20 protein-coding genes are annotated in these 23,401 nt (G+C 65.5%); 5 read left to right on the top strand and 15 right to left on the bottom strand.

Annotation, left to right across the window (positions count from 1 at the left end; genetic code table 11):
* Window positions 1–94 precede the first annotated feature (94 nt).
* Genes ACYVF5_RS09990 through ACYVF5_RS09975 form a run of 4 tightly spaced genes read right to left on the bottom strand, consistent with a single transcriptional unit; the run spans window position 95 to window position 4,704 of the window.
* Window positions 95–1,405 carry an MFS transporter gene (locus ACYVF5_RS09990; RefSeq protein WP_460945883.1) on the bottom strand — a complete coding sequence of 437 codons (1,311 nt, stop codon included), beginning with the start codon at window positions 1,403–1,405 and terminating at the stop codon, window positions 95–97.
* Window positions 1,380–2,906 carry an ABC transporter ATP-binding protein gene (locus ACYVF5_RS09985; protein WP_460945881.1) on the bottom strand — a complete coding sequence of 509 codons (1,527 nt, stop codon included), beginning with the start codon at window positions 2,904–2,906 and terminating at the stop codon, window positions 1,380–1,382. The genes ACYVF5_RS09990 and ACYVF5_RS09985 overlap by 26 nt, the downstream gene beginning before the upstream one ends.
* Complete coding sequence (locus tag ACYVF5_RS09980) at window positions 2,903–3,745, bottom strand: ABC transporter permease (protein WP_460945879.1); 843 nt, start codon at window positions 3,743–3,745, stop codon at window positions 2,903–2,905. The genes ACYVF5_RS09985 and ACYVF5_RS09980 overlap by 4 nt, the downstream gene beginning before the upstream one ends.
* Window positions 3,742–4,704: an ABC transporter permease gene (locus tag ACYVF5_RS09975; protein ID WP_460945877.1), complete on the bottom strand. Its 963-nt coding sequence runs from the start codon at window positions 4,702–4,704 to the stop codon at window positions 3,742–3,744. The genes ACYVF5_RS09980 and ACYVF5_RS09975 overlap by 4 nt, the downstream gene beginning before the upstream one ends.
* Window positions 4,705–4,923: 219 nt before the next feature.
* Here ACYVF5_RS09975 and ACYVF5_RS09970 point away from each other — a divergent pair, with 219 nt between their 5' ends.
* Entirely contained in the window at window positions 4,924–5,625 is a 702-nt protein-coding gene (locus tag ACYVF5_RS09970; protein WP_460945875.1) for a TetR/AcrR family transcriptional regulator, read from the top strand.
* 505 nt (window positions 5,626–6,130) lie between these two features.
* Here ACYVF5_RS09970 and ACYVF5_RS09965 read toward each other — a convergent pair.
* From ACYVF5_RS09965 to ACYVF5_RS09955, 3 genes are all read right to left on the bottom strand, one after another.
* Window positions 6,131–9,832: an HtaA domain-containing protein gene (locus ACYVF5_RS09965; protein ID WP_460945873.1), complete on the bottom strand. Its 3,702-nt coding sequence runs from the start codon at window positions 9,830–9,832 to the stop codon at window positions 6,131–6,133.
* 100 nt (window positions 9,833–9,932) lie between these two features.
* Complete coding sequence (locus ACYVF5_RS09960) at window positions 9,933–10,430, bottom strand: neocarzinostatin apoprotein domain-containing protein (protein WP_460945871.1); 498 nt, start codon at window positions 10,428–10,430, stop codon at window positions 9,933–9,935.
* A gap of 471 nt (window positions 10,431–10,901) precedes the next feature.
* Window positions 10,902–11,381, bottom strand: coding sequence for a hypothetical protein (locus tag ACYVF5_RS09955; protein WP_460945869.1), 480 nt, complete (start codon window positions 11,379–11,381; stop codon window positions 10,902–10,904).
* 6 nt (window positions 11,382–11,387) lie between these two features.
* Between ACYVF5_RS09955 and ACYVF5_RS09950 the strand changes: the two genes are divergently transcribed.
* Window positions 11,388–11,711 (top strand): hypothetical protein, encoded by a 324-nt coding sequence (locus ACYVF5_RS09950; protein WP_460945867.1) that lies wholly within the window; start codon window positions 11,388–11,390, stop codon window positions 11,709–11,711.
* Here ACYVF5_RS09950 and ACYVF5_RS09945 read toward each other — a convergent pair.
* The 6 genes from ACYVF5_RS09945 to ACYVF5_RS09920 form a co-directional block, all read right to left on the bottom strand.
* A complete protein-coding gene (locus ACYVF5_RS09945) occupies window positions 11,645–12,658 on the bottom strand; it encodes a sugar phosphate isomerase/epimerase family protein (protein ID WP_460945865.1) in 1,014 nt (337 codons plus the stop codon). The two genes, ACYVF5_RS09950 and ACYVF5_RS09945, sit on opposite strands and share 67 nt — an antisense overlap.
* A 38-nt stretch (window positions 12,659–12,696) precedes the next feature.
* The gene (locus tag ACYVF5_RS09940) at window positions 12,697–13,836 is read right to left on the bottom strand and encodes a Gfo/Idh/MocA family protein (RefSeq protein WP_460945863.1); all 1,140 of its coding nucleotides are present in this window, start codon (window positions 13,834–13,836) and stop codon (window positions 12,697–12,699) included.
* A gap of 36 nt (window positions 13,837–13,872) precedes the next feature.
* On the bottom strand, window positions 13,873–15,159 hold the full coding sequence (locus ACYVF5_RS09935; protein WP_460945861.1) for an MFS transporter: 1,287 nt from the start codon (window positions 15,157–15,159) through the stop codon (window positions 13,873–13,875).
* An 85-nt stretch (window positions 15,160–15,244) separates the two neighbouring features.
* On the bottom strand, window positions 15,245–16,087 hold the full coding sequence (locus ACYVF5_RS09930; RefSeq protein WP_460945859.1) for a hypothetical protein: 843 nt from the start codon (window positions 16,085–16,087) through the stop codon (window positions 15,245–15,247).
* Window positions 16,084–17,142 (bottom strand): Gfo/Idh/MocA family protein, encoded by a 1,059-nt coding sequence (locus ACYVF5_RS09925; RefSeq protein WP_460945857.1) that lies wholly within the window; start codon window positions 17,140–17,142, stop codon window positions 16,084–16,086. Before ACYVF5_RS09925 ends, ACYVF5_RS09930 begins: the two co-directional genes overlap by 4 nt.
* A complete protein-coding gene (locus tag ACYVF5_RS09920; RefSeq protein ID WP_460945855.1) occupies window positions 17,139–18,038 on the bottom strand; it encodes a sugar phosphate isomerase/epimerase family protein in 900 nt (299 codons plus the stop codon). Before ACYVF5_RS09920 ends, ACYVF5_RS09925 begins: the two co-directional genes overlap by 4 nt.
* A 154-nt stretch (window positions 18,039–18,192) precedes the next feature.
* Between ACYVF5_RS09920 and ACYVF5_RS09915 the strand changes: the two genes are divergently transcribed.
* Window positions 18,193–18,762, top strand: a complete 570-nt coding sequence (locus tag ACYVF5_RS09915) for a TetR/AcrR family transcriptional regulator (protein ID WP_460945853.1) — start codon at window positions 18,193–18,195, stop codon at window positions 18,760–18,762.
* A 321-nt stretch (window positions 18,763–19,083) separates the two neighbouring features.
* Here the strand turns inward: ACYVF5_RS09915 and ACYVF5_RS09910 are convergent, their stop codons facing one another.
* Window positions 19,084–19,452, bottom strand: a complete 369-nt coding sequence (locus ACYVF5_RS09910; protein ID WP_460945851.1) for a hypothetical protein — start codon at window positions 19,450–19,452, stop codon at window positions 19,084–19,086.
* A gap of 800 nt (window positions 19,453–20,252) precedes the next feature.
* The gene (locus ACYVF5_RS09905) at window positions 20,253–20,960 is read right to left on the bottom strand and encodes a hypothetical protein (protein ID WP_460945849.1); all 708 of its coding nucleotides are present in this window, start codon (window positions 20,958–20,960) and stop codon (window positions 20,253–20,255) included.
* Window positions 20,961–21,243: 283 nt separating this feature from the next.
* Between ACYVF5_RS09905 and ACYVF5_RS09900 the strand changes: the two genes are divergently transcribed.
* Window positions 21,244–21,618, top strand: a complete 375-nt coding sequence (locus ACYVF5_RS09900) for a tyrosine-type recombinase/integrase (RefSeq protein WP_460945847.1) — start codon at window positions 21,244–21,246, stop codon at window positions 21,616–21,618.
* 642 nt (window positions 21,619–22,260) lie between these two features.
* A complete protein-coding gene (locus tag ACYVF5_RS09895) occupies window positions 22,261–23,394 on the top strand; it encodes a hypothetical protein (RefSeq protein ID WP_460945845.1) in 1,134 nt (377 codons plus the stop codon).
* Window positions 23,395–23,401 lie beyond the last annotated feature (7 nt).

The raw sequence follows: 23,401 nt of genomic DNA, 5'->3' as shown, positions 1-23,401 counted from the left end.
TCGGATGTGCCAGCGGCGCAGCCGCTCAGGGCCACTGCTGCGGCAAGCCCTGTGGTGACCAGGAGACGGGTCCGTACCCGCCGTGGTTCTGTTCTCATTTGCTGATCTGCCTTCTCGTTGTTCTCTGGTGGTGGAGGGTCTTCGGTGGTCGTTGGGGGCTGTACTCGCTGTCAGGTCGGGCGCGCAGACGAGGATGCAGGAGGACGAAGAGGAACACGGCGAACATGATCCCGCCCCCGATCGCGATGGGTAGCAACGGATCGATGGAGTACAGGACAGTGCTCAGGGTGGGGGCGATGACGAAGGTCAGCCCGTTGGTCGCGCCGATGAGGCCGGCGAGTCCGCCCTGTTCGTCGCTGCGCATCAGGAGGGATGCCCCTGCGGTGTAGCCAGGCATCGCGGTCCCCAGCCCCAGCCCGATGAGGAGGATCGCCAGCACGAACACGGCCATATTCGCGCCGATGAGGAGAACCGCGAATCCTGCCGCAGCGATCAGCGTCCCGACGCGCAAGAGAGTGCGCGGTGCCCATCCGGATTTCGGCACGATCACCGACTGCGCGAGGACCATCCCGAGGCCTGCGGCCAGCAGCGCACCCCCGGTCACGAGCCCTGTCGTCTGAGCGTCGAGCGCGAACCGGTCTTGAGCGATGAACCCGGTGATCACCTGGATGAACCCCAACGCGGTGAACATCCCGAATCCGGCGACCAGAAAGGGCCACACGCGTGTGTCTGTCGGACTGATCCGTGGCGGGTCGGGAATCAATTCGATTCGAGCTTCACGTCGCAGCCCCAGAGCGACGATCAGCACACCCCCGAAGAGCAGAATAGGGACGGCGATGAGGGAGGCTTCGATACTGATGGTTGCGAGCAGTCCTCCGAGGACGGCTCCAACGACCATCGCGACACCCTGGACGGCTCCCACCCCGGCCATTCCCTTCACCCGCGCTTCTTCGGTCTCGGTGACGTTCGCGATGTAGGCCTGGGCGGTGGGAGCAACAGCGGCGAGGGCGCCGCCGAAGACAATGCCGCGGGTGAGGACGAACAGCAGGAACAGCGCGGTTCCGGTCAGCAGCTGCTGCATGCCCAGGATGGCAAGCACTGTGAACGTGAGCATCGCGGCTGTTGCCGATGCCAATGCCGCGATCAGCACAGGCCTGCGTCCCCAGGATTGAGATCGGCGTCCCCACATCTGGCTGGTGAGCACGATCATGATCGCTGCTGTGCTGATCATCACACCGATCTGCCATTCCCTGAGTCCCACTTCTCGCGCAAGCGGAGCGATGATGGGGTTGAGAGTCATCTGCGCGAGGTATGCGAGAAAGACCGCGACGAGCAGGAGCCGCACCTGCGGCGGTTGCGTCTGTGTGGGAGGGACGGTGTCAGGCACGGGCGTGCTCCGTTTCATGGGGTGTTCCTCGGTTGTGTGCTGTGGTGGCGGGCCGGATCGTGTAGTGACCCGCGGGTGAGAGTTCCAGGACTCGATCGCACGTGTAGGCGGCTACGTTCGGGGAGTGGGTGATGACGATCAGCGCGAGTCCGGTGCGGGCTCGAAGTTCGTTGAGCGTGTCGAGGATTCCCCTCTGCGCTGTCGGGTCGAGTGCCGCCGTGGATTCATCGCAGATCAGCAATCGGGGCCTATGTGCGAGCGCGCGAGCGATCGCGACGCGCTGAGCTTGCCCTCCAGACAGGCTCGGGGAGCGCCGCTGCAGAAGATCGGAGGGCAGATGGACCTGCTGCAGGATGCTCTCGATGCGGCGGTCGACAGCGTGTCTGGTCAGCGTGGGTTCGGCGCGGCGTACTGCGCGTTGAAGCTGAGTGCGCACCGTCAGAGCGGGGTTGAGGCTTGCTGCCGGGTCCTGCGGGATGAGCTGGATGGCGCGCCGCAGCCCCCGGGGTCGCAGTTCGAAGCGAGACGCCAACGGTTCTTCGCAAAAGAGGACGTTGCCCGCGGCCTGCGAGTGTGATCCGATGATGGTGCCGGCGAGTGTGCTCTTCCCGATCCCGGATGGCCCGAGTATGGCGACGCCTTCACCGGGCCCGATGGTCACGTTCAAGGGTTCGGTCAGTGGTGCGCCCGCGGGGGTGACGATTTCGAGATCGCGTAGCTCCAGGATCGGAGCGTCAGCCTGGCGAGTCGGCGCAGGACCGTGTGCATTTGTTCGCAGTTCGGCCGCCAAGAGGGTGCGTGTGACCCCGCTGCGAGGTGCGGTGCGGAGGTCAGCGGCGGCTTTCGTTTCTACAAGGCGGCCCTGGTGGAGAACGGAGATGGTGTCGGCGACTCGTTCGGCGATAGCGAGGTCGTGGGTGATGAACAGCGTCGTCACGTTGCTGTGGGTTCGCAGCATCGAGAATGCATCGAGGACGTCGTTGATCGCCTGCTGGTCGAGTCCGGCGGTGGGTTCATCGAGGATCAGCACTTCAGGTTGCCGGGCGATCGCCCGGGCGAAGGCGATACGGCGTCGCTGCCCTCCAGAAAGGTCCGCCGGCCGACGATCCAGAAGGGTGTGGGGCTTTTCCAGGCGCAAGGGGGCAAGCAGATCAGCGAGGCGCTCGTCAGGCATACGTCGGGCGTCACCTGCTTCGCTGAGAAGCTGTCGTACTGTCAGCCACGGGGTCAGTGACAGACCCGGATCCTGACCGAGCCACGCCACCGTCTTCCTCCGATATGCGCGCAAGGCCATGGTGTGCGCACGGAGCGGGTCGAAGCCTGCGACCGCTACCGAGCCTGAATGGTGGTGCAGGCCCGGGCGGATCTGGCCGAGGATGGTGAGAGCAAGGGTGGTCTTGCCGGATCCCGACTCACCAACGAATGCGCGAACCTCGCCTGTGCCGACGTGGGTGCCCAGGCGATCGAGCACGGGCAGACCAGCCTCGTTTCGAACGTCGATCTGGTCGAAGACGATCATCGATTTGTCCTTCGTACGATGCGGTCGGCGAGAAGGTTGGCTGGGACGGTCACCAGTGCGATTGCGATAGTGGGGGCGAGGCTCGCCCATGGGTTGAGTGCAAGCCCGTCAAGGCCGGATTGGATCATGCCGGCCCAGTCGCTGTCGGAGCCGAGCGGATTGAACCCGAGGAACCCGGCCGCCGCGACCAGGTAGAGTGCCGCGACGAAACGGGCGCCGGCATCGGCTGCGATCGGGCCGGTGATGTTCGGGAGGATCTCGAGTGCCGCGATCCTGGGCCAGGAATCTCCAGCTGTGCGGGCGGCGAGCACGAACGGGGATCCCAGCAGCGGGGTGACCAGGGATCTGGTGTAGCGGGCGATGAACGGGGCGCTGACCGTGGTGGTGATAACGATCATGGTGCCCACCCCGCCGCCGAGACCGAAGATGAGAATCAGCATGGTGAGGAGCGATGGGGTCACCAACAGCACATCGAGGGCGCGGCCGAGTATCCGCCCGATCCCTCGGAAGATGCTCAACACCATCCCGGTGACCACCCCGACAAGAACGGCGGTCACGGTCGAGATTGCGGCGACAGCGAGAAGACCGGCCCCGCCATGCAGAAGTCGTGCAACCACATCCCGGCCCAGCCCGTCACTGCCGAGCACCAATCCCTCGCCGCGCGGTGCATACCCGGCGGCGACCGTGCGGGCAGCATCGATCGGCACGAACGGACCGATGATCGTGACGGCGATCACCAGCAGGAGGAGAACCGTCAGGATCGTCTCTGCCCGCCTGCGAGTGGATTGCCGTGTGAAGAGTGAGGGGTTCTGCGTTGTCGCCTGCAGTGCGCCGGTCATGACTGGCCACTCCGTCCGCGGATGTCGGCGAGGAAATACGCCAGCAGGGTGAGGGCGACGATGACGAGGACACAAGCCATCAAGACGTCTGGTTCGCGTTTCGACACTCCCGCGACGAGTGCGCCTCCCAGTCCTGGGAAAGAGAACACCCGCTCGATGACAACAGTCCCTCCGATCAGATACGGCACGACCGCCGCGGCGGACTGCAGGATCGCCGGTGCTGCGCCGGGAAGCAGATGGCGAGTGAGGACTCGTGTCTCGGGCAGCCCTGACAGGCGGGCGGCCTCAACGTGGGGACGCGCTGCTTGCTGTGCGGTGATCGCCCGCACCTGGCGCACCAAGACGGCCGACCCGATCAGCACAATCGAAAGGCAGGGCAGCACAAGAATCTCTGGCCGCTCCCACACACCGCCGGCAACAGGGAGCAGAGATACCGCGGGGAGCACGCCGAGACCAGTGGAGAACACGAGGACCAGAAGAGTGCCGATCACGAACTCGGGGGCGCAGATGACGGCGAGTGCAAGTGCACTCACCATGCGGTCGGCTCCTGTGCCCGCGTGCACACCGACGAGGATTCCCCCGCCGATCCCGACCACGATGATGCCGATCCCGGCGATCAACAACAACATCGCGCTCCGAGATAGCGGACCTGCCAGGAGCTCTGCGACGGGCTGTCCGGTGCTGAGCACGCTGCCGAAGTCACCGCGGAACAGCCCGCCGAGCCATTCGGCGAAGCGGAGGACGACAGGCCTGTTCAGACCATATTGTTCCCGCAGCGTGGCCAAGGCTTCCGGTGTGGCTCTCGGCCCGAGTTGTCCGCTTGCTGCGTCGCCGGGGAGAAGATCGACGACGACGACGATGAGGAAGCAGACGGCGAGCACGGTGGCGCCCCATGTGACGATGTGACTCGTCAGGTGCCGGAGTGCTTGCCGTTTATCCCGCAATGCACGTGTCGTCACTGTCTGAGTGCCGGGGAACAGTAGTGCTGGATCAACAAGGTTTGCTTTCACTGTTCAGGCTACGAGCCATACTGATAATCGTTCTCAGTAGAATACACCGAACAGCGTTCTAGTCAATTCTCTCGGCACACGGTGTCGAGTGATCGTCCGGTCACACGACGTGGCGCTCCCCCAGTCGTCCCGCCGGGCTTGTTGACAAACCGAGATACTGTGGAACACGTGGCGAAGGCGGTTGGAGAGACGAAGGGCACGGATCGACGCGCCGGCCTCACACCCGCGCGGATCATCGATGCCGCCCAAGAACTCTCTCGTGGGACCGGCCTGAACTCGTGGACTCAGCGCGATCTTGCGGCGACGTTGAACGTCGCGCCTTCTGTCCTCTATCACCACATCGGCAGTCGTGGTGAGATCGTGCGCGGGGTCGTCGAGCGCATTCTCACAGAGATTCCGTCACCCGATCCGTCCCTTGAATGGCAGGAGTGGTTCCGGAGACTGCTGTACCCGCTACGGCCGATCGTGCGGGAGTATCCGGGGACCGCCAAGTGGCTCTTGATGCATGGCCCGTCATTTCCGCGCGTCGCAGCCACTTTCGACGCAGGCATCGCGTCGCTCTCTCGTGCCGGATTCGGCCAGCCTGCCCTGGCCTACGCGCTGCTGATCAACTCGGCGATGCTCACGGTCACCATCAGCGATGATCGTCTAGAGCTTGCGGACGATGGCCCGCGCGATCATGGCTCGATGCTCGAGGAATTCACGGTCCTCGCGGAGGAGAGCACGGGTGTCTCCCAGGTCATCTCCGAGATGATCGCCCCGCTCGCTGACACCGACGAAACGTCGGGAGAATCGGTCAACGACGCGTACTACGGACTACTGGTCGAGTCGCTGCTGGTCGGACTCGGCGCTCAGCTCAGGCCGTCCTAAGCCCGATGACGACATGTGGCTCTTCGCCTCGGTGAGCTGAGCGCGCTGCTTATCCGGCTCACGTGACGGATATGCCGCTTGGGTCAGCCATCGTCGGCTTCTCATCCCCTGACCGGTACAACACCTGGTGGACGAAGGCGCGCCTGCTCGGTCTGATGGCATCACCCACGAGCAGCAGGCATCAGAAACCCAAACCGCGGCACATGCCCCGGTGCCGGCTGACGCATACCGCCTCAGTCCCGACGTGTTCTCAGCCGACTTCGACGAACGGTACGCATTCGGTATCTCAGCGCTTCTCGCCCATCTCCGCGGGTGTTCTTCCCATTGGAGAGGAGTAGGCAACGGCACAGGCCGTGAGCTCGACATCAAGCGAGCGGCACGCGTGCGGTCAGGACACACATCGACCTCACGTTCACCCTCCGCCGCCGACGGACACACTGATTCTCTCAACGTGTACGGCGAGTTCTCGCGCGTCTCGAATCCCCCGTGTGCCGCCCCGCCGCTTTCAGCCCTCGGGGTTGATCCGCCCGGCGGCGAGCCCGCGTCGCGCGTTGCTCCGCCGTCGGGCCACGACCACCATGGCTGTGCCCAGCAGCAGCACCAGAGCTGCGACGGCGAGCGGCGCACCAGGTTCAGCGCCGGTGTTCGACAGCCTCGCCCCCGCCACACCAGTTGCGATGGTGTTCTCAGGCTCACCCGGATTCCCCGAGTCGGTGCCGGCGCCGGCGCGTGTGACAGCGAGGGTCACCGGGTCGGTCGTGGCCTGGCCCGCAGCGTTGGCGAACACGGCGCGGTACTCGGTGCCTGTTGCCGATTCGGGCACAGCGGTGGCGGTGTAGCTGGTTTCCGTTGCACCGGGGATGTCGTTCCAGTCCCCGCCATCGGGGAGCAGCGACTGCCACTGGATGCTCGGGGTCGGTGTGCCATCGGCGGCTGCGGAGAATGTCGCGTCGGCACCTGCGGTGACCCTGACCGACTGCGGCTGAGCCGTGACGGTGGGAGCGACAGTCACCGGTTCTTGCGGAGTGGTTGCATCGGTGAAGCCGACGGTGAATGGCGCCGGCGCCTTGTGCGGGTCTGCCGCTCCGCCGGAGGAGTACCAGTAGGAGGACAGTCCGGTCAAGAAGTGCACGTCGACCCAGGACTGCGGCCAGGATCCCCAGCCGGCGCCGGTGCGGTCTTGTGCCGTCTGGTCGTCGGGCACGGACAGCTCGACACCCTGATAGTCGGGCGTCACGGTGAAGCCGTGTTCGATGTCGACGGTCACGCCCGAGAACGTGGCGATGACCACGTCGGCGACGGGGGCGAGCGGGGTCTTCTGCCCGGGGTTGTCTTGGCTGGACGCGTATCCGCCGAGGTCCGCGGTCAGGGTGCCTCCCCCGCGCTCGTCCAGGGTGAGAACCGGGTCGGTGAGAGTGAAGGGCACCATTCCGCCATAGAAGTTCACGCTGAACGACCCGGACCAGGCGATGCTGCCGGATCCGTCTGCTGCGAGCGTCGCGGTGCCGGCGCCGAGCCGGACGAGTTGCACGGCATCCGCATCCTCTTTCGTCTGCACGGCACGGGTCTCCCAGCTGGCCGGGGTCTCCGTTCCGTCGGCTGTGCGATGGATGACGGAGACGTCACCGTCGGTCGCGCGGTAGCCGCTCTCGGTGCCGTCCGACGTGCCGGCAGAGAAGAAGTTGCTTCCGCCCGCAGGGGGAACACCCTGGATCTCTTCGCTGCCGAACCATTCCAGTGTCACCCCGTCGAGGGTGACACCGTCCTCTGGGATCGTCGGCGGTGCCGTGACGGTGAGAACGGCGTCGTCGCTGTAGACGGTTCCGACGGAGTTGACCAGTTTGACCCGGAACCGGGTGCCGTCCTGCTCCCTGCTGACGCCGGTCACGGTGAGGTATCCGCCGTCCACTGTGAACTGGTCCCCGGCGACGGATGTCCAGCCGTCGCCGGCGTTCGTCTCCCAGGTGATGGTGGGTTCAGGGTTTCCCGACGGCATGATCTGGAACTCCGCGGTTCCGTTCTCCGTAACGGTGATCGATCCGGGCGCGACGACGATGCCGGGGGCGGAGAGCACCGTGAGAGTCGCCGGGTCGCTCGCGAGCGCGCCCGCCGAGTTGGTGAACACGGCTCGGTACTGCACACCGTTGACGTCGTCGGTGACGGGAACGGACAGGGTCTGCTCGGTGGCAGAGGAAATGTCGTGGAACTTCTGCGAGCCGGGCTCCTTCTGCTGCCATTGCACGGTCGGATCCGGGCTGCCGGTCGCGGCGGCGGTGAACATCGCTGTGTCGCCTTCTGCCGCGTTCCTGACGATTGAGCTGGGGTGAGTCTCGATCGCCGGCGAGTGTCCCGTGATGGCGTAGCGTCCGAACCCGAACCAGAGCGGTTGTCCGGTGCTGTAGGGGGTGCCGTCTCCGCTGAGAGCGTACACAGCGCGATCCGGCCCGATCAGCACGCCGGCCGCACGCGGGTGGACGGTGGCGAAGTAGTCGTCGGAGATGACCCCGGTCTCGCGAATCGCGGCGAGGTGCTGGCTCGAGGATGCAACGGCCCACGCCGTGGCCTCCTGGTCGTCGAGCGCGAACTCCGTCAGCAGCGTGTCAGGCACCTCGACCGGATCGGCGACCCTCGCTGTGCCGTCGGTGCCGAGGCGCACGAATTGCACCATCGCGGTTCGGGATGCCGTCGCGGTGCGGGCGAGAACCGCGAGGCCGTTCGCGCCGGTGAGTACTTTGGTGAACCCGGTAGAGGTGCGGCTCCCGACATCGGTTCCAGGGATCTCGGTGACGGTAGCTGTGCCGTCGGCGATGCTGATGCGTTGCACGTCGAACTGGTCGACGGGTGCCGGGTCGGTGCCGAACGGGGAGATTCCCGCTCGCCGGGTCAGGATGATCGAACCGTCGGAGGCGACGGAGGCGCTGTTGGCGCCGTCGACCGGGTACCAGCGCAGATTCCAACCCTTCGGTCCGCTCGGCAGCGGGTATCGCTGCTCGGTGTACGAGCCGTCGCCCTGCTGAGCGTACTGGTTCAGGTGCCAGACCATGTTGTCGGGATCGTCGGCCGCGACCCCGTCGGGGATGTCGAGGCTCAACGTGTATGCGGTGTGACGCTCCTGGTCCCAGATCAGGGTTCCCGCGTCTCCCCGCGGGGCGAATTGGGCATCCGTTCCGCGGGAGTAGCTCTGCGTGGCAGGGTCCCATTGGACCCAGAGGTCGAGTGGCGTGCCCTTCGCGCCGGATCGGAAATAGGCCCGGTGCGTGTCGGCGTCGACGAAGAACGCCGTCTTCGCGAGGGATGAGCCCTCTTCTCGCGGGAGCACGAGCGGTTCGCCGACGTCCTTCAGCTCTGTGAGCGAGTATGCCTGGAAGACGTAGGACTGCCCGCTGGCGTCGAGCACGGACTTGCGGCGGTGCACGATCCCCGCCTCTGCATCGGTCCACCAGGTCGTCCACGAAGTGTCGAGCGTGGCCATCCCGGAATCGTCGAGCGCTACCGTGGGGGTGTTCGGGGCGGTCCACCGTTCGTCGTAGACCGGGCTGCCCCCTTGCCCGTGGTAGTCGATGCTGACCGGGTCGACGGACTGGCCCGTCTTGTATGAGCCGCCGAACACGCCGGTGGCCGCAGGCCGGGAGATGAACGCCGGAATCGCCGACCAGTTCACCGAGCCGTTCTGCACCACCGGATCGATGTCGTCGATGTTCAGGGTAGCCATCACGATCCGGCCGTAGTCGCGCAGCTGCCAGGTGGAGACATCTCGCGAGACGACGTCGGCGCTGAGGGTCGCCTCGTCGGCGTTGATCGTGATCGAGGGGCGCGTCATCGTCACATCGAGAATGTAGATCTCGGTTGGTCCTTGGTAGCCGTCGGGGATGCTCACTCCGCCTTCGTCTGGGAACCAGTGCCCCTGCCATTGCACCGTGCCGTCGAATTCGAGCGCCGTCGCGCCGGTTTCTGGGTCGTAGCCTCCGCTCACCAACGGGAACACGTACTCGCCTGCATCGGTCTGGGTGACCTCGGGCGACAGGATCGTCTTGCCGACGTAGGTGCGCCACGAGGCTTTCATGCCCCAGGTCAGTGCGCCGGTGGTGACAGGGGTCTCTTCCGCGTGCGCCGCCTGAGGCTTGAGCGTGCTCAGACCGGTCAGGGCGAGAAGCAGGGCGATCAGCACGGCGACGGTGCGGTGGGCGAAGCGGCGAACGGATGTCATCAGCAGGGCTTTCGGGTCATCTACGGGAACGGGAGGTTGGGGGCGACAGAGGGCGGAGCCGGGATGCCGCGACGCTGCGCGGCATCCCGCCTCCGGTCGTTCAGAAGGAGATGTTGATCAGCTTGTCGTCGAGGTGGGTTCCCGTGGAGCTGTACGTGGACACGTACACCGCGCACTGGGACCCGCCGAGCGCGGGAAGGCAGTCGGTTGTTCCGCCGGGACCGCTCTCTCCCGGGATGAAGCTGCTGTTGTCGAAGCTCGACGCCACATCCAGGTCGAAGACGAACGTTCCCGTACCGGGAACCGGAACCAGTCCGATCGCCGTGTCGGCGTTGCACGCCGTTCCCGGGTCGTAGTCGACGTTGCACTCTGCGAGAGCGAAGAACGCCTCCCCTGTCACGAAGGTCACCGAGGCATTCACCGTGTCGGTGCTCGAGAGCCCGCTGTCGGGAGTGACGCTGTTCAGCGAGACCGCGCTCGCGGGCTGCGCCCCGAGAACGGCCAGTGAGACCGCCGCGAGAAGCGCGAACAGCATGGCCGGCATCCGGCCACGTGAGCGTGCTGCGCGGGTGTGCTCCCCTGTCATCTGATTTGTCATGTGAATCGTTTCCTCCGTAGAGTGTCGGGCAGCCTCACGGCCTCGCCCATTTCTCGTCCGCACAGCGCTCGCTGTACGACTTGAGGCCGCGCGGCGGCCGGGACGAGTCCTTTCGACAGCATTCGTCCCGGCTCTCCTTCTGCGTAGTCGCGCGTTCGGGTCGCCCGGCTCCAAGACTCTGGTGACGCATGATTGCGTCGATCGTCGACACCCTCTGGTTGCCGAAGCGGCCAGGCATCGACGGCCACCGAGTGACTTAGGGTTGCCTAACTTGCTCAGACGCTATCGCAAGCGAGTTAGGTTAGGCAACCCTTTTCTCTCTCTTTTCCGGACAGCAGCGAAGGGCAGCTCTCCAGACACCGGGCCGATCACCGCCGAGACGATCGATTCCACACTGTGCCGGCCATGCGTCTCACGCATGACCTGGCTGCCGAGGAGCCAGCCCACTCAGCTGTGAGCCGGCCCGCGCCCTCAGCGGAGGGTCGGGATGGCGTACGCGTTCGTCCCTGGGTCCACGATCGCACCGAGACGGTCGCCGACGGTCACAGACGAGTCGTAGGCGCACGTGAACCTCGTGTGGAACGGTGAGACGCCTGGCCCGCTGATCTGCACCGTGAGCCGCATGCCCGACTCTTCTCCGTAGGAGGCCGGTGTGAGGTCCAGCACCTCCGCGGATGCCGGGACTCCGACTTTGCGGAGCCGGAGTGACTGCTTGTGCTCGTGCGACATCCACACCCACAACCAGATCCCGAAGGGAAGGAGCACGACCGACACAACGAGATCGATTCCGAGCGAGATCCAGCGTTCAGCGCCCTCGACGAAGACGAGCGTGGTGACGATCATCGCCGGGCCGGCCAGGATCACCAGGGCAGCGAGAAAGCGGAGCGCCACGCGCCAGGGCCAGGCTGCGGGTTTCGCCGGAACAGGTCCTGACTCGTCGACGAAGGTCATACCGCGATGATATCGATCGAATCGGGCGGGCTGACGTTCGACGGCGTCACCCGGCTCGGCACCGGCACCGACCTGTCCCGGATCACACCCATCACGGTTCGGTGGATACCAGAGGGTTTCCTCGAGATCGCCGGCCTCCGCGACGACTTCGGTCAGGACACCGTCGCGGTCTCGGTCTCTGCCGATGTCTTTATGGACAGTTGCGATGCCGAGCGTCTGCTCATCTTCGCTGTTGTTCTTCCACTCCTCTGCGATCCATTGTGCTATTGGTTACTGAAGGCGGCGTCGAACGAGACCTCCGGCAGCTTCCACAGGAGTGAGCGGATGTAGCCGACCGCCTCGGCAGCGCCGCGCAGCCGGTCCATCCCGGCATCCTCCCACTCGACCGAGATGGGCCCGTCGTAGCCGATGGCGGCGAGCGCACGGAAGGCATCCTCCCACGGGATGTCACCGTGGCCGGTGGAGACGAAGTCCCAGCCGCGTCGCGGGTCGCCCCACGGCAGGTGCGACCCGAGGATGCCCTGACGACCCGATGCGGTGCGGATCCGGGTGTCTTTGCAATCGACGTGGTAGATCCGGTCGGCGAAGTCGGTGATGAACCCAACGGTGTCGATGCCTTGCCAGGCCATGTGGGAGGGGTCCCAGTTGAAGCCGAAGGCCTCGCGCCGGTCGATTGCCTCGAGTGTGCGGACGCTGGTCCAGTGGTCGTAAGCGATCTCTGACGGGTGGACCTCGTGGGCGAAGCGGACACCCTCGGAGTCGAACACATCGAGGATGGGGTTCCACCGGTTCGCGAAGTCCTCATACCCGGCGTCGATCACCTCGGCCGAGACGGGCGGGAACATCGCGACGTATGGCCAGATCTTCGATCCCGTGAATCCGACGACCGTGTCGACGCCGAGCTTGCGGGCCACGCGCGCAGACCGCTTCATGTCCTCCGCCGCGCGTTGCCGCACTCCCTCGCCGTCGCCGTCGCCCCAGACGTAGTCGCGCAGGATGGCCTGGTGGCGGAAGTCGATGGGGTCGTCGCACACAGCCTGGCCGGCGAGGTGGTTGGAGATCGCCCACACTTTGAGGCCGTACTTGTCGAGGATGTCGAGCCGGGACTGCACGTAGGCGTCGTCCTCGTCGGCGCGTTGCAGGTCGAGGTGGTCACCGGAGGCGGCGATCTCGAGTCCGTCATAGCCCCACTCGGCCGCTCGGCGGGCAAGCTCATCGAAGGACATGTCGGCCCACTGGCCGGTGAACAGTGTCACCGGGTGACGTGTTGTGCTCATTGTCGTTTCTCCTTTTCACCGGTGTGTGGTGCTGTGTGTCAGGCCGGGATGTCGGTCCAGGTGCCCTTGGCAGCTGATTCCAGGACGGCCGACACGATCTGCACGGAGCGGAGTCCGTCGGCCACGGTTGGGAGGCCGTCGGGTTCCTGTCCGCGGACGGCGGCGTAGGTGTCGGCGACGAACGCGTCGAAGGCATCTGTCCACCCCTGCGGATGCCCGGGTGGCGTCCGGTTCAGTCGTTCCTGGTCCGGGGCGACCGTTCCCTCCCCACGGTGGAGGGTGAGCGCGCCGTTCTCGGTGCCAAGCCAGATCGATTCGGGCTGCTCCTGGTCGAACACCGCGGAACCCCTGGTGCCGTCCACTTCCAGCCAGAGCCGGTTCTTCCGGCCAGCCGCGACCTGCGAGATCACCGTGTTCGCGGTGATGCCACGGTCGGTGCGGAACGTGGCCACGGCGATGTCCTCGGTCGTGACCGGCACCCGTTCCGAGGAAGCCCCCACCGTCGAGAACGAGGCTGTGCTGCCCGCGGGGCGGGTGGGATGTGTGATGGTGGTGGCGGCTGTCACTGTGGCGAAGGTCTCGCCGGAGACGAATTCGGCGAGGTCGCACCAGTGCGATCCGATGTCGGCGAACGCGCGGGACGGACCGCCTTCGGCCGGGTCGACTCGCCACGTCGATGCATCCGGCGACAGCAGCCAGTCCTGCAGGTAGGAGCCGTGCACGAGAGCGATCTCTCCGAGATCGCCCGCGATCCGGCGGGCGCGGATCTCGCGGACCAGCGGGTGGTATCGGTACACATACGGAACCGTCGCGATGACGCCCGCCGCGGATGCTGCGTCGACGATCCGTCGCGCATCGTCCACGGTGGTGGCGATGGGTTTCTCGATGACCACGTTGACGCCCGCTGCGATGATCGCCTCTGCATAGGGGACGTGGGTGCTGTTCGGCGTGCAGACGTGCACCACGTCCGGCCGGTCGGCCAGAAGCGCGCCCAGGTCGGGATATCCCGCCGCCACGCCCCATGCGTCAGCAGTGGCGGTCGATTTCTCGGGCCGTGACGCGAGCACGCCGATCACGTGGCCACCGGCGTTGCGAGCGGCGCGCAGGTGGGCGGCCGCGATCATTCCGGTTCCGATGATCCCTACCCGTGGAGCGCGGGCTGGTGATGTGTGGCGCATGGGGCAGGTTCTCCGTTCGTCGAGGGGGCAGCGGCGTCAGCGGGTGCCGCGGATGGGAAGGATGAGCACGGCGCCGATCACGGCGAATATGGCGGCCGCGGTGAACACGGCCACGTAGTTGTCTGCCGTGCCACCTGAACCGATCATAAGGAAGATCGGTGCGATCGCCGGCGCGATGGACTGCGGCAGCGAGTTGGCGATCTGGAACACCCCCATATCCTTCGCGGTATCGGCCTTGTTCGGCAACACCGCAGCGACCAGCGCCAGGTCGACGGCGAGGTACAGCCCGGCTCCGGCGGACTCGATCGCCGCACCGATGAAGAACTGCGGAAGGTCGGACGCCGTGCCCAGAACGAGCAGGCCCACACCGGCGACGATCGCGGCGGCGAGAACGAACGGTTTGCGGCGCCCGGTGCGGTCGGACAGCCAGCCGCCCGCGATCGAGACCAGCACGGTCATCGCGGCCATGATGAGGCCGGAGATCGTCATCAACCCGGCGACATCGTCTGTCGCCACACCGAGGTGGTCGGTGAGGAAGTACACCTGATACGTCGTCAGGAAGGAGATTCCGATGAAGAGCAGGAACCGGGAGGCGAACGCCCACGCGAAGTCGGGATGCTTGCGGGGACTGATCCAGAACGTGCGCCCGAACTCCTTCCACGAGTAGGGCCGCAGGGCCGCAGGATCGGCGGGACTGTCCGTGAACGATGCGAACAGCAGCCCGATGGAAGCCGCGCTCACTGCCCACGGTACGAGGAACATCAGCAGGTCGCTGCCCGTGGTGTATACCGTGACGAAGGTTCCCGCGAGGGTGGCGACCCGCGAGGACAGCCCGAGGAGGCCTGAGACGCGTCCGCGCTGATGATCGGGTACCTGATCGGGCAGCAGCGCGTTGAGCGCGGCCTGGTTCGCGTTGAACGCGATCTGGCAGATGAACCAGCCCACGCCCAGCACAAACAGGTTGGGTGAGAGCGCCACGACCGTCAAGCCGATGCCGCCACCGATCACACCGATGAGCATCCAGGTCTTGCGGCGCCCCAGCCGGGCCGTGGTGCGATCTGAGAGCGCGCCCCAGATCGGGGTGGCGATCACCGAAGACAGAGCGCCGATGGCGAGGACGATGCCCAGTTGCGCGGCTTTCTCCTCGGGGGTGGCGATGGTTGCGACCTTCAACGCGATGGTCACGACCACCGGCGTGAGTAGTGCCATCCAGTTCGCGAACTGCGCGAACCAATACGTGAAGATGAACCAGTTGCTCACCCGTTCGACCGGCTCGTCTTCTGCTGCGCGTGCGTCGATGGGTGGGGTTGTTGAGGTTGACATAATTGTCCGCTTCGTTGAGGAATCGATACAGGATGGGCGCAGAGTCGGCTTACGTCGCCTGATCGCACCCGGGTGAGGAGCTGGTTCAGCTCAGTACGCCGCGGACGCGTGTGACGTCTGCGGCGAACTCACGGAGCACCGTCGTTGTTCCGGGGGTGCTGTTGGTGAGGGCCTGGTGGGCGTAACGCCAGGCGGCGCGGTGGGCGTGTTCGTAGATCGTCGGCAGCTGGTGCGCACCGGTGGTGTCGGTATAGACGACCGATGCAGGCTGCGCTGTGTCAGCGGCGGGGAGCGTGAGTTCCACCGCTCGCTCGGCCGCTGCACCCCTTACCGACACCTGCGGTGAGGTGGCATCGCTGAGCGCGGTGATGCCGTTGAGCAGCACACCTCCGTCGGCTGGTCTCCCGTGTGCCTCGCCGGCCCAGATCACACCGCGCTCGTGCGCCGTCGTGGCTGTACGGATGACGACTTCTGGGAGGCCGAGAGCACGTAGCACCCGCAGATGGGTCAGCAGCTGGTCCGCGGCGCTCCCCCCGGCGACCACGCTGTCGATGAACACCGCACCCAGTCCGTTCATGGCATCCGGGCGTGCATCGAGGAGCGGCCGGATGGCGGGATTGCCGGCGAAGGTCTCGCTCAGCACTGTGACCGCTTTCTGCTTCTCCGCCTGTGCGGCGAGTGCTTCGATTGCGGCGGGGTCGTCCGCGGTGGGGTCGATCACGATGATGCCGTGTGCGCCGCCGGTGAGAGCGTCGCTGGCCAATTGGGGCCATCCGGGTGCGCCGGTGACGGCGATCAGGTCCGCCGGCTGATCAGACGCGTGAGCGAACGACACGGGGAGTGTCGCGACGACGTTCGCGGTGAGGGCCTCGGCGCCGGGCCGCGCGGAAACGGTCACCTGGGCGGCCTGGGTTTCGAGAGTGGTCATGCTGCGGTCTCCTCGGCGAGTAGTGCGGTCGCGGCTTTCTCGGCGATGTCGACCGCGAAGGTGAGGTCATCGATCAGCGTCGCTAGGGGCGGGACGGCGGTGAGATCGCCGGTCGCCACGCGGTGCATCGCCTGCCACTCGCCCTCGTAGCCGTTGAACCCGAACGGCCCGAACCGGCGTGCGCTCCCATCCGCAGCCCTCAGGGTCGATATTGCTGAGCCGGCGTGCACATATGACGGCGTGAAATCGATGTGGAGCGACTGGTCGTCGGCGATCACCTCGAGCTCCCAGCGCGGTTTCCACTGCTGGTGCATCGACGCGGCCAACAGCACGTTGCGGTCGCCTGCGGTGAAGGTGATGCCGTAGCCGAACGGGGCGAGCCGTTCGGCCGAGTGCACCTCGACGTCGGCGAACGCGGGCAAGAACACCCGGATCAGCGGAAGGTCATGAATCGCCAATCCGAGCACCCCGCCACGGACAGCGCCCGCGCGCACCTCAGGGGTGATCGGGCCGTGCGGTGGCCGCATCGGCACCCGTCCCTGCACCTCGGTGGCGAGGTCCTCATAGCGCGGGTTCGGCGGCAGCACGATGCTGGAGCGGATCGTATGCGCCTTCTCCGGCAGATCGCCCCACGCGGCCGCGGCCTGCGTCCAGCCCGGGTCGAAAGTATGCATGGCACCGACGATGACCGGCACACCGGTCTGCTCACTGACCGCCGCGATCTCCTCCGCCTCGGCCCGGGTGGTCGCGAACGGCTTCTCGCACAGCACAGCGCGTTTGCCTGCCCGCATCGCCGCGATCACCTGCACGGCGTGGAACTGCGACGGGCTGCAGATCGCAACCACCTCCACCGCCTCATCGGCCAGCAGCTCTTCCACCGTGGTGGAGTGCGCAGCCCCGACCCGCGACGCTGCAGCGGCCGCGACATCCGGGTCGACGTCCATGATGTGCCGGACGGTGAATCGGTCGGTCAGCCGAGCCAGGGTCGGCAGGTGGATCGCTTGGACCACGGGGCCTGCGCCGAGCAGGCCGACACCGATCGTCTGCGCGCTCATGCGTTTACCCCTTCGGAGGCGAAGAACGGCATCGCGAGCAGGTTCTCCCGCGACGTGCGTGCGCTCTGCACAGGTGTGGGCAGGTTGGGCACGTCGACCTCGACCACGCTCCACCCGTCGAACCCTGCCGGCAGCGCCGCGAGGACGGCTGCGAAGTCGATCCGGCCCCGGCCGGGCTCTGTCCACACGTGATGCATGTTGGTTGCCTCCCAGTAGTCGGCTTCCGCGGCCCGCGCGGCGCCGACGGCCGCGCCGTCCACGTCTTTCAGATGCAGCGCGACGACACGGTCGGCATAGTCGGCGATGAGGGTCTCCGGTGCTGCGCCGGCCCACGACAGATGCCCCGTGTCCGGTCCGAACGCCAACGCTGCGCCGGCGGTCGCGTCGAGCACCTGGCGCGTCTCGTCCTCGGTCTCGACCCAGGAGCCGACGTGCGGGTGCAGGGCATATCGGACCCCTTCGCCCAGCGCAGCCTCTGAGACCTTCGCGAGACCGTCCGAGACGATCCGGAGCCGGTCAGCGGAGGCATCGGTGCCCTGCGCCGGCCTGGCGATTCGGGCGGGCGTGAGATCAGAGGCGACGAACGCCACGGTCAGTCCCAGCTCGGCCTGAGCCGCGGCATGCCGACGTGCAGCCTCGACGAGCGCCGGGTGCTCTGTGGGATCGTCGAACGCGGCCCCGAAATACCCGGGGGCGGGACGGAACCCGTACTCGTCGAGCAGGTCACGGTACTGAGCGACCGTCCAGGCGCTCGGGATGTCAGCTTGAAGAGCGTCAAACCCCGCCTCCCCCAGCTCGGCCAGCGCTGGCCGCAACGTCCGCTCGCTCAGATCGAACCCGTCCGAGCCGATCACCCACGGCAGTGGGTTCACGGCCAGCTTTTCCCTCTTCGCCATCACGGCATCTCCTTTTCCGATACGCACCATCACCGCCCCAAACGTGATGGCACTGCCTCTCCACCACGCCGGGGAATGATCGAAGTCATGAAACTTTACCATCGATAAGGATTCGCGCAAGAGGCGCGTGCTCCTTGCCGGTACGCTGGGGGGCATGGCGGGACGAGGACAGTACGCGAAGGGCAGGGCTCGGCGAGACGAGATCCTCGAGACCGCCCTGCGTGTCCTCGCCGAAAAGGGCTATCGCAACACGTCACTGCGCAAGATCGGACGCGAACTCGGCATCCAGCCCGCGCATATCCTGCATTACTTCGCCTCCCGGGAAGAGCTGCTCGAAGAAGTCCTCCGGCTGTGGAGTCCCGACATAGACGATCACGAGCAAGTCCCCGCGCACATGCTCGACAACTGGGTCGAGGTCGTGCGGCACAACGCGACGATCCCGGGAATCATCCACCTCTACACCGCATTCGCCGCCGAAGCCGCGGACCCCACCCACCCCTCCCACGATTTCTTCCAACAACGCTTCAGCCGACTACGCACCCGAGTCACCGACGCGATCCGGCACGGCCAGCAGACCGGGCGCTTCGATCCCTCCCTGAACCCCGACACCACGGCCACGAAACTGATCGCCGTCTCTGACGGCCTGCAACTGCAATGGCTCATCGACCCGAGCATCGACATGGCCCAAGAACTAGCCGAGACCATCACGCTGCTGGAGCAATGACCCCTGGAGCAAGATGCGCGGAACCGACATGTGCGGAACGCAGTCGTAGGTCGCGCGGCAGAAGTCCTACCATCGAGGTCTAGGCGGTCGCGGCGGCGTTCCTCGCGGATTCAATCTTGCCTCGGTCCTGACTATGAGCGGACGCATGATCGTCGCGAATGACGCGTCGGCTCATCCGAATCGGTCCACCGTGATCGTCAAATCATTGATCAAGGAATGACGATGGGCAGATCTGTGACAGACAGAGTTCGCGATATCGTCGATGCCGCAGGCTTTGCGGTAGGACCAGCCGAGATTGTCAAGGCGCCGTCCCCGCGGACGTTAATCCGTCAAAACCGCGACGCGAGCGTGGAACTCATCAAGCGAGTGCGGCGTGATGCTGCCCAGCTGCCAGGCCTCTTGAGCGACCGCGAAGATGTTCGAACGCCATTGTCGATCACGATCCGAGGTCGGCGCGTCATAAACCACGTCGATCAAGGCGTCCGCGGGCAGGGTCATCGTTCGAGACTTTCCGAGTTGCAGTGCCGCCCCATCGGACCGGAACCTGCTCACGAGGTAGCTCCACGACTGGATCTCGCGCTCAAGCACGTCCAGCGTGGCGGCATTGAAAGCCCAAACATTGGTGAGGGCATTCGCAGGGCCATCGGAACGCATCAGGTCGAAGCTGCCACGCTGCTTTCCGATCTGCACCCGAGGCTGGACGAACAGGTCATGCCCCGAGGCTGAGGCCGGTCTCATAGAGAAGCGTGTCGCGCACGTCCACACGCAGAGACTGTCGAGTGAGGTTCCGCTGCCGCCGTGTTGATATGCCTCTTGACCGGTCACTTCCTTTCCGATGCGACCGCACGATCGTTCTGCCAGCTGCGCCATCGCGGCGACCGAAGCTCGGCGCGTCGAGCAAGCCGCCGCCCGCCGAGACGCCGCCGGAAACGATCAGTTTCGAGTGACGGCGGGAATCTACAAGCTTCGACCAAGCCACAGCGCGGTGAGATTGAACATCGAAACCCTCATCCTTCTGCCAACGTCACCTGACGGCCGGCCTGCACGAAGATGCCACGCCCGTTCGCGAAATCGGCGCGCTAGATCGTTTGGGAGAGCGCCTTCCTTTCACGCTCGGCAAGACCATCAGCGTAGTGCCGAACATCCTCAACGGCGATGAGCGTCCGTCCCGGAACCGCCCCATCGGCAGTGATCTCCGTATTCTCATTCGCGTCTTCCCGCGGAATCGCATTGTCAGTAACGGTTGCGAGATCCACACCGGCGCGGATTGCCCTGGGCACTCCGGCCAGCGTATCTGCGCGTTCATGCCGGAATCCTCAGCGTCCAAGTTCGCGAGGCCGCTGATCTCGTTGAGGCCGTCGACGAGTGCCATCCAACGGCCGTCCGCGTGTGCAGCGCTCAGGGCGTCCACCAGCTCCGGGTCATCCTCGATCAATGCACAGAGCGTGCTCCAGGCGTCACCCACGGACATCGCCGTCACATCCATCCCGTCAGGGCGTGTCGTCGCCGTAGGGGGCTTCCGGCACCTCGGTCACAACAGGCTGTGGCAGGATCGGCGTGCCGTCCTCGTCATAGAAGAGCGGGCCGTCGGCGGGAAAATAGAACTGGGGGACGGAGTCCACCCCCTCGGTGGCCGGCACTCGGAGCGCGGCGCCCCTGTCCACGTCTCCACCGAAGATCATCTCGGAGAGGTCTGCAGCCACTCCCCGCTCGCACTCAGGGCGGGCGGTCACTCGCACCCACCCGGTCACAGGGCGAATCGTCACCACAGCTCGACCCACATTCCCGCCTGTGGCAACGATGTTCTGCTCTTGCGCTTCGCCCTCGCCGAACGTCGCGACCTCAGGCTCGAGACCCAGCTCCTTGAAGGCCGCGACGGCCGCTGCGGTGAGTGCATCCGCGTCGACCTGCTCGATCGTCACCGTCCGTGCATAGTCAAAGAAATACCCGAACTCGTCGGCACCGATCTGGCACGATGACGGATCGGCTCCGTATGCGCCCTGATCGACAGCCCAGTCCCCCTCGTGTACCGCCATCAGCACCATGTGCATATCGGCCGCGTACCCGTAGTAGCGTCCTGCCGCCGCCTGGTAAAGAGCGTCTCCAGTGAGTGCACTCGGGCTGCATCCGGTCATCATGAACACCAGTCCAACGGTCATCGCCGCCATCAATCGAGCACGTCGCTTGCGCATCGTCACGTCACAATCTGTATGGGATCACCGGCAGCCAGTCTGACACGGTCTTCGATTTTGCCCCCGCTCATTTACGCAACGCATTCTGAATGCCCGAGGGCCGCCGCCGAGCCTCCGGGCAGTACGGCGATGAGCCGGGTGGTTTCCGCGCTGACACCGGTGGCGCGGGCGGCATCGTCGCCGAGTTCCGTAGTAACGGCCTCGTGTGCAACACCATGCCCCGTGAACGCCCGCATCCGCGGCGGGCGTTCACGGGGTGCCATGGCCGGTCACGCGCTGTCGAGCGTGAGTGTTGTTCGCAGGGTCGTCAGTCCGGGGGCGAGATCAATCGATCCTCGATCCGTTGGAGCCGGTGCTCCGACGGATAGCCGAGCACCGCGAACATGATCAGCCGCTCCCGCAAGGCCCCCGAGGCGGAGTCCTCACCACCGGGACGCTCTCGCGAGCGACCGACTGGACGAACTTGGTGCAACGACTCGGCCACCCAGGTCTGCGACGACACGATCTCAGACACGCCGGAGCCACATGGTTCGCGAACGCGGGCGTGCCATTGCACATCGTCAGCGACATCCTCGGTCACGCATCGATCGAGAACATGCACCCCGACGTGACGGAGCTTACGCGAGCTGCCGAGCAGGTGAATCGACGGCTCCTGCAGACCTGAGGTTCCCGCTAACCCCTTTGACCGGGGTTTGAGACTGGGAACGAATCGGGAACAGACGCGCTCACACAGCGAACGCAAACCGGGACCATAGATTGTTCAGATCTTCGCCGGCTACCTGCGAGAATCGGACATCCATAAATTCTGTTCTACCACGAGTTTTCTGTCGGGCTGACAGGATTTGAACCTGCGACCCCTTGGAGGATCCGGCCGATTTCCGGTCTCCGCCGATCGTCTCGGGAACTCACGGATTCCCTTGTGTTTACAGGGAACCGGACGGTTCGCTTAGTCCGAGTGTAGCCGGTTGGCGGTGGGTCGTGGCGGGTGATTTAGGTGGGCTTTCGATGGCCCGAGCGCGATACTCGAACAACAACTGATGGGCTCGGAGCAGGCGACGTGACAGCGCCGGTAGGGTGAGAATCCGCATGATTCCGCGGTTCTCATGACCACAACACGACCGGCAAGCACCGGCTCATGCCGCCCTGCCTTTGGGGGGTCTTAGTCACCGTCCGGTCACCCGTTGTAAGTCTGGAGGGACGAACTCAGCGAGTGGTTCGGGCCGGTGATGAGGCGACCGCGAGCCGATCCGTTCGGAATCAGGGGTTAGCCGGTAGGTTGACCAGAGATACTCCCGGAAGGAAACGAATGGTCGCGTACGGATACCTGGCATACCTGATCCGGGTTTCGCCTCCTTATCGGCCCCGGGAGCTGCAACGACTCAGTGCGATCGGCGAGCACAAGGTCGATCTCCTGGCGTCGTTGGAGGCAGAACTCGACAAGGTAGGGCCAAGATTCCACCAGAATCCGGGTCTGGCTGAAGGCTTCCGCAAGCACTCCCACGATGTCCGAGGTCGGTCGATCTTCATCCGGCTTCGGAGGGGGCCGGTCGGAAACCCCGGCGAGACATTCGACACCGAATCCGAGGAGTCCGTCGAGACCGGGCAGACCACAGCGCTGCTGAGTGAACTCCGAGCGGTCATCTACGTCCCGCGCGACAGCTACTTCGGGTTCCTCTTCGTCGAGCGGGTCGGCGGGAGGCATCTGAAGGACCTCATCCACAGCCGAGTCATCCGCCCGATCTCACTCAGCACTCAGATGGGCATTCGCGTCGAAGCGTTCGCGCTCACGGACGACTGGCGGAAGGAACTCGCAGGCAAGCAAGTGCTCCGAGTGACGGAGGTGCTCGAACAGGTCGACAGCGGCCACGACCCCTCCACCGTCGACGACGTCACTGTTCGGGTGTCTGCCGAGGGCGCGGGGCTATCCAGCCGCGGAGACGACCTCAAAGCTCGTGTCTTCGACATCCTCGACCGACGCCATCTCGAGTACCGGAAGCTCGCTGAGATCGCTCCGCTCGAGCAACGCCGCATGATCTGGGCGGAGAGGAAGAAGCGCGATGGCTCCATCGTGCCCCAACGCAAGAAGGCGCCGCGCAGCGCGTTCAGCGTGTCGGATGAAACTGAATGGGAGGCGCTCGTCGCTGCGATCGAAGCCGCGCGGTCGGGATCGTTGAACGACGACCTGCTGGGTGAGCTCCAGGAGTTGCTGCCGGTCAACCGCGACGAGTACGAAAGTCGGAGGGTGGAGGTATCGTTCGGCACAGAACGACCTGAGAAGACGTTCGTCGTCGCAGGCGATCGCGTCCCTCAGCTCGTGTACGAGTTCGGAGGCTGGCTGACCGACACTGAGTTGCGACAAGCTTGGGATGCGACGGCCGAGCAGTTTCTCCGAGGCCTCGGTGTCGACCTCCCCAGCGGTTGGCCACTCGAGAAGACGTAGAGGAAGC

This window comes from Okibacterium endophyticum, assembly GCF_054780075.1.
The sequence above is the reverse complement of the archived record's forward strand: the minus strand, read 5'-3'. Positions and strand labels throughout refer to the sequence as shown.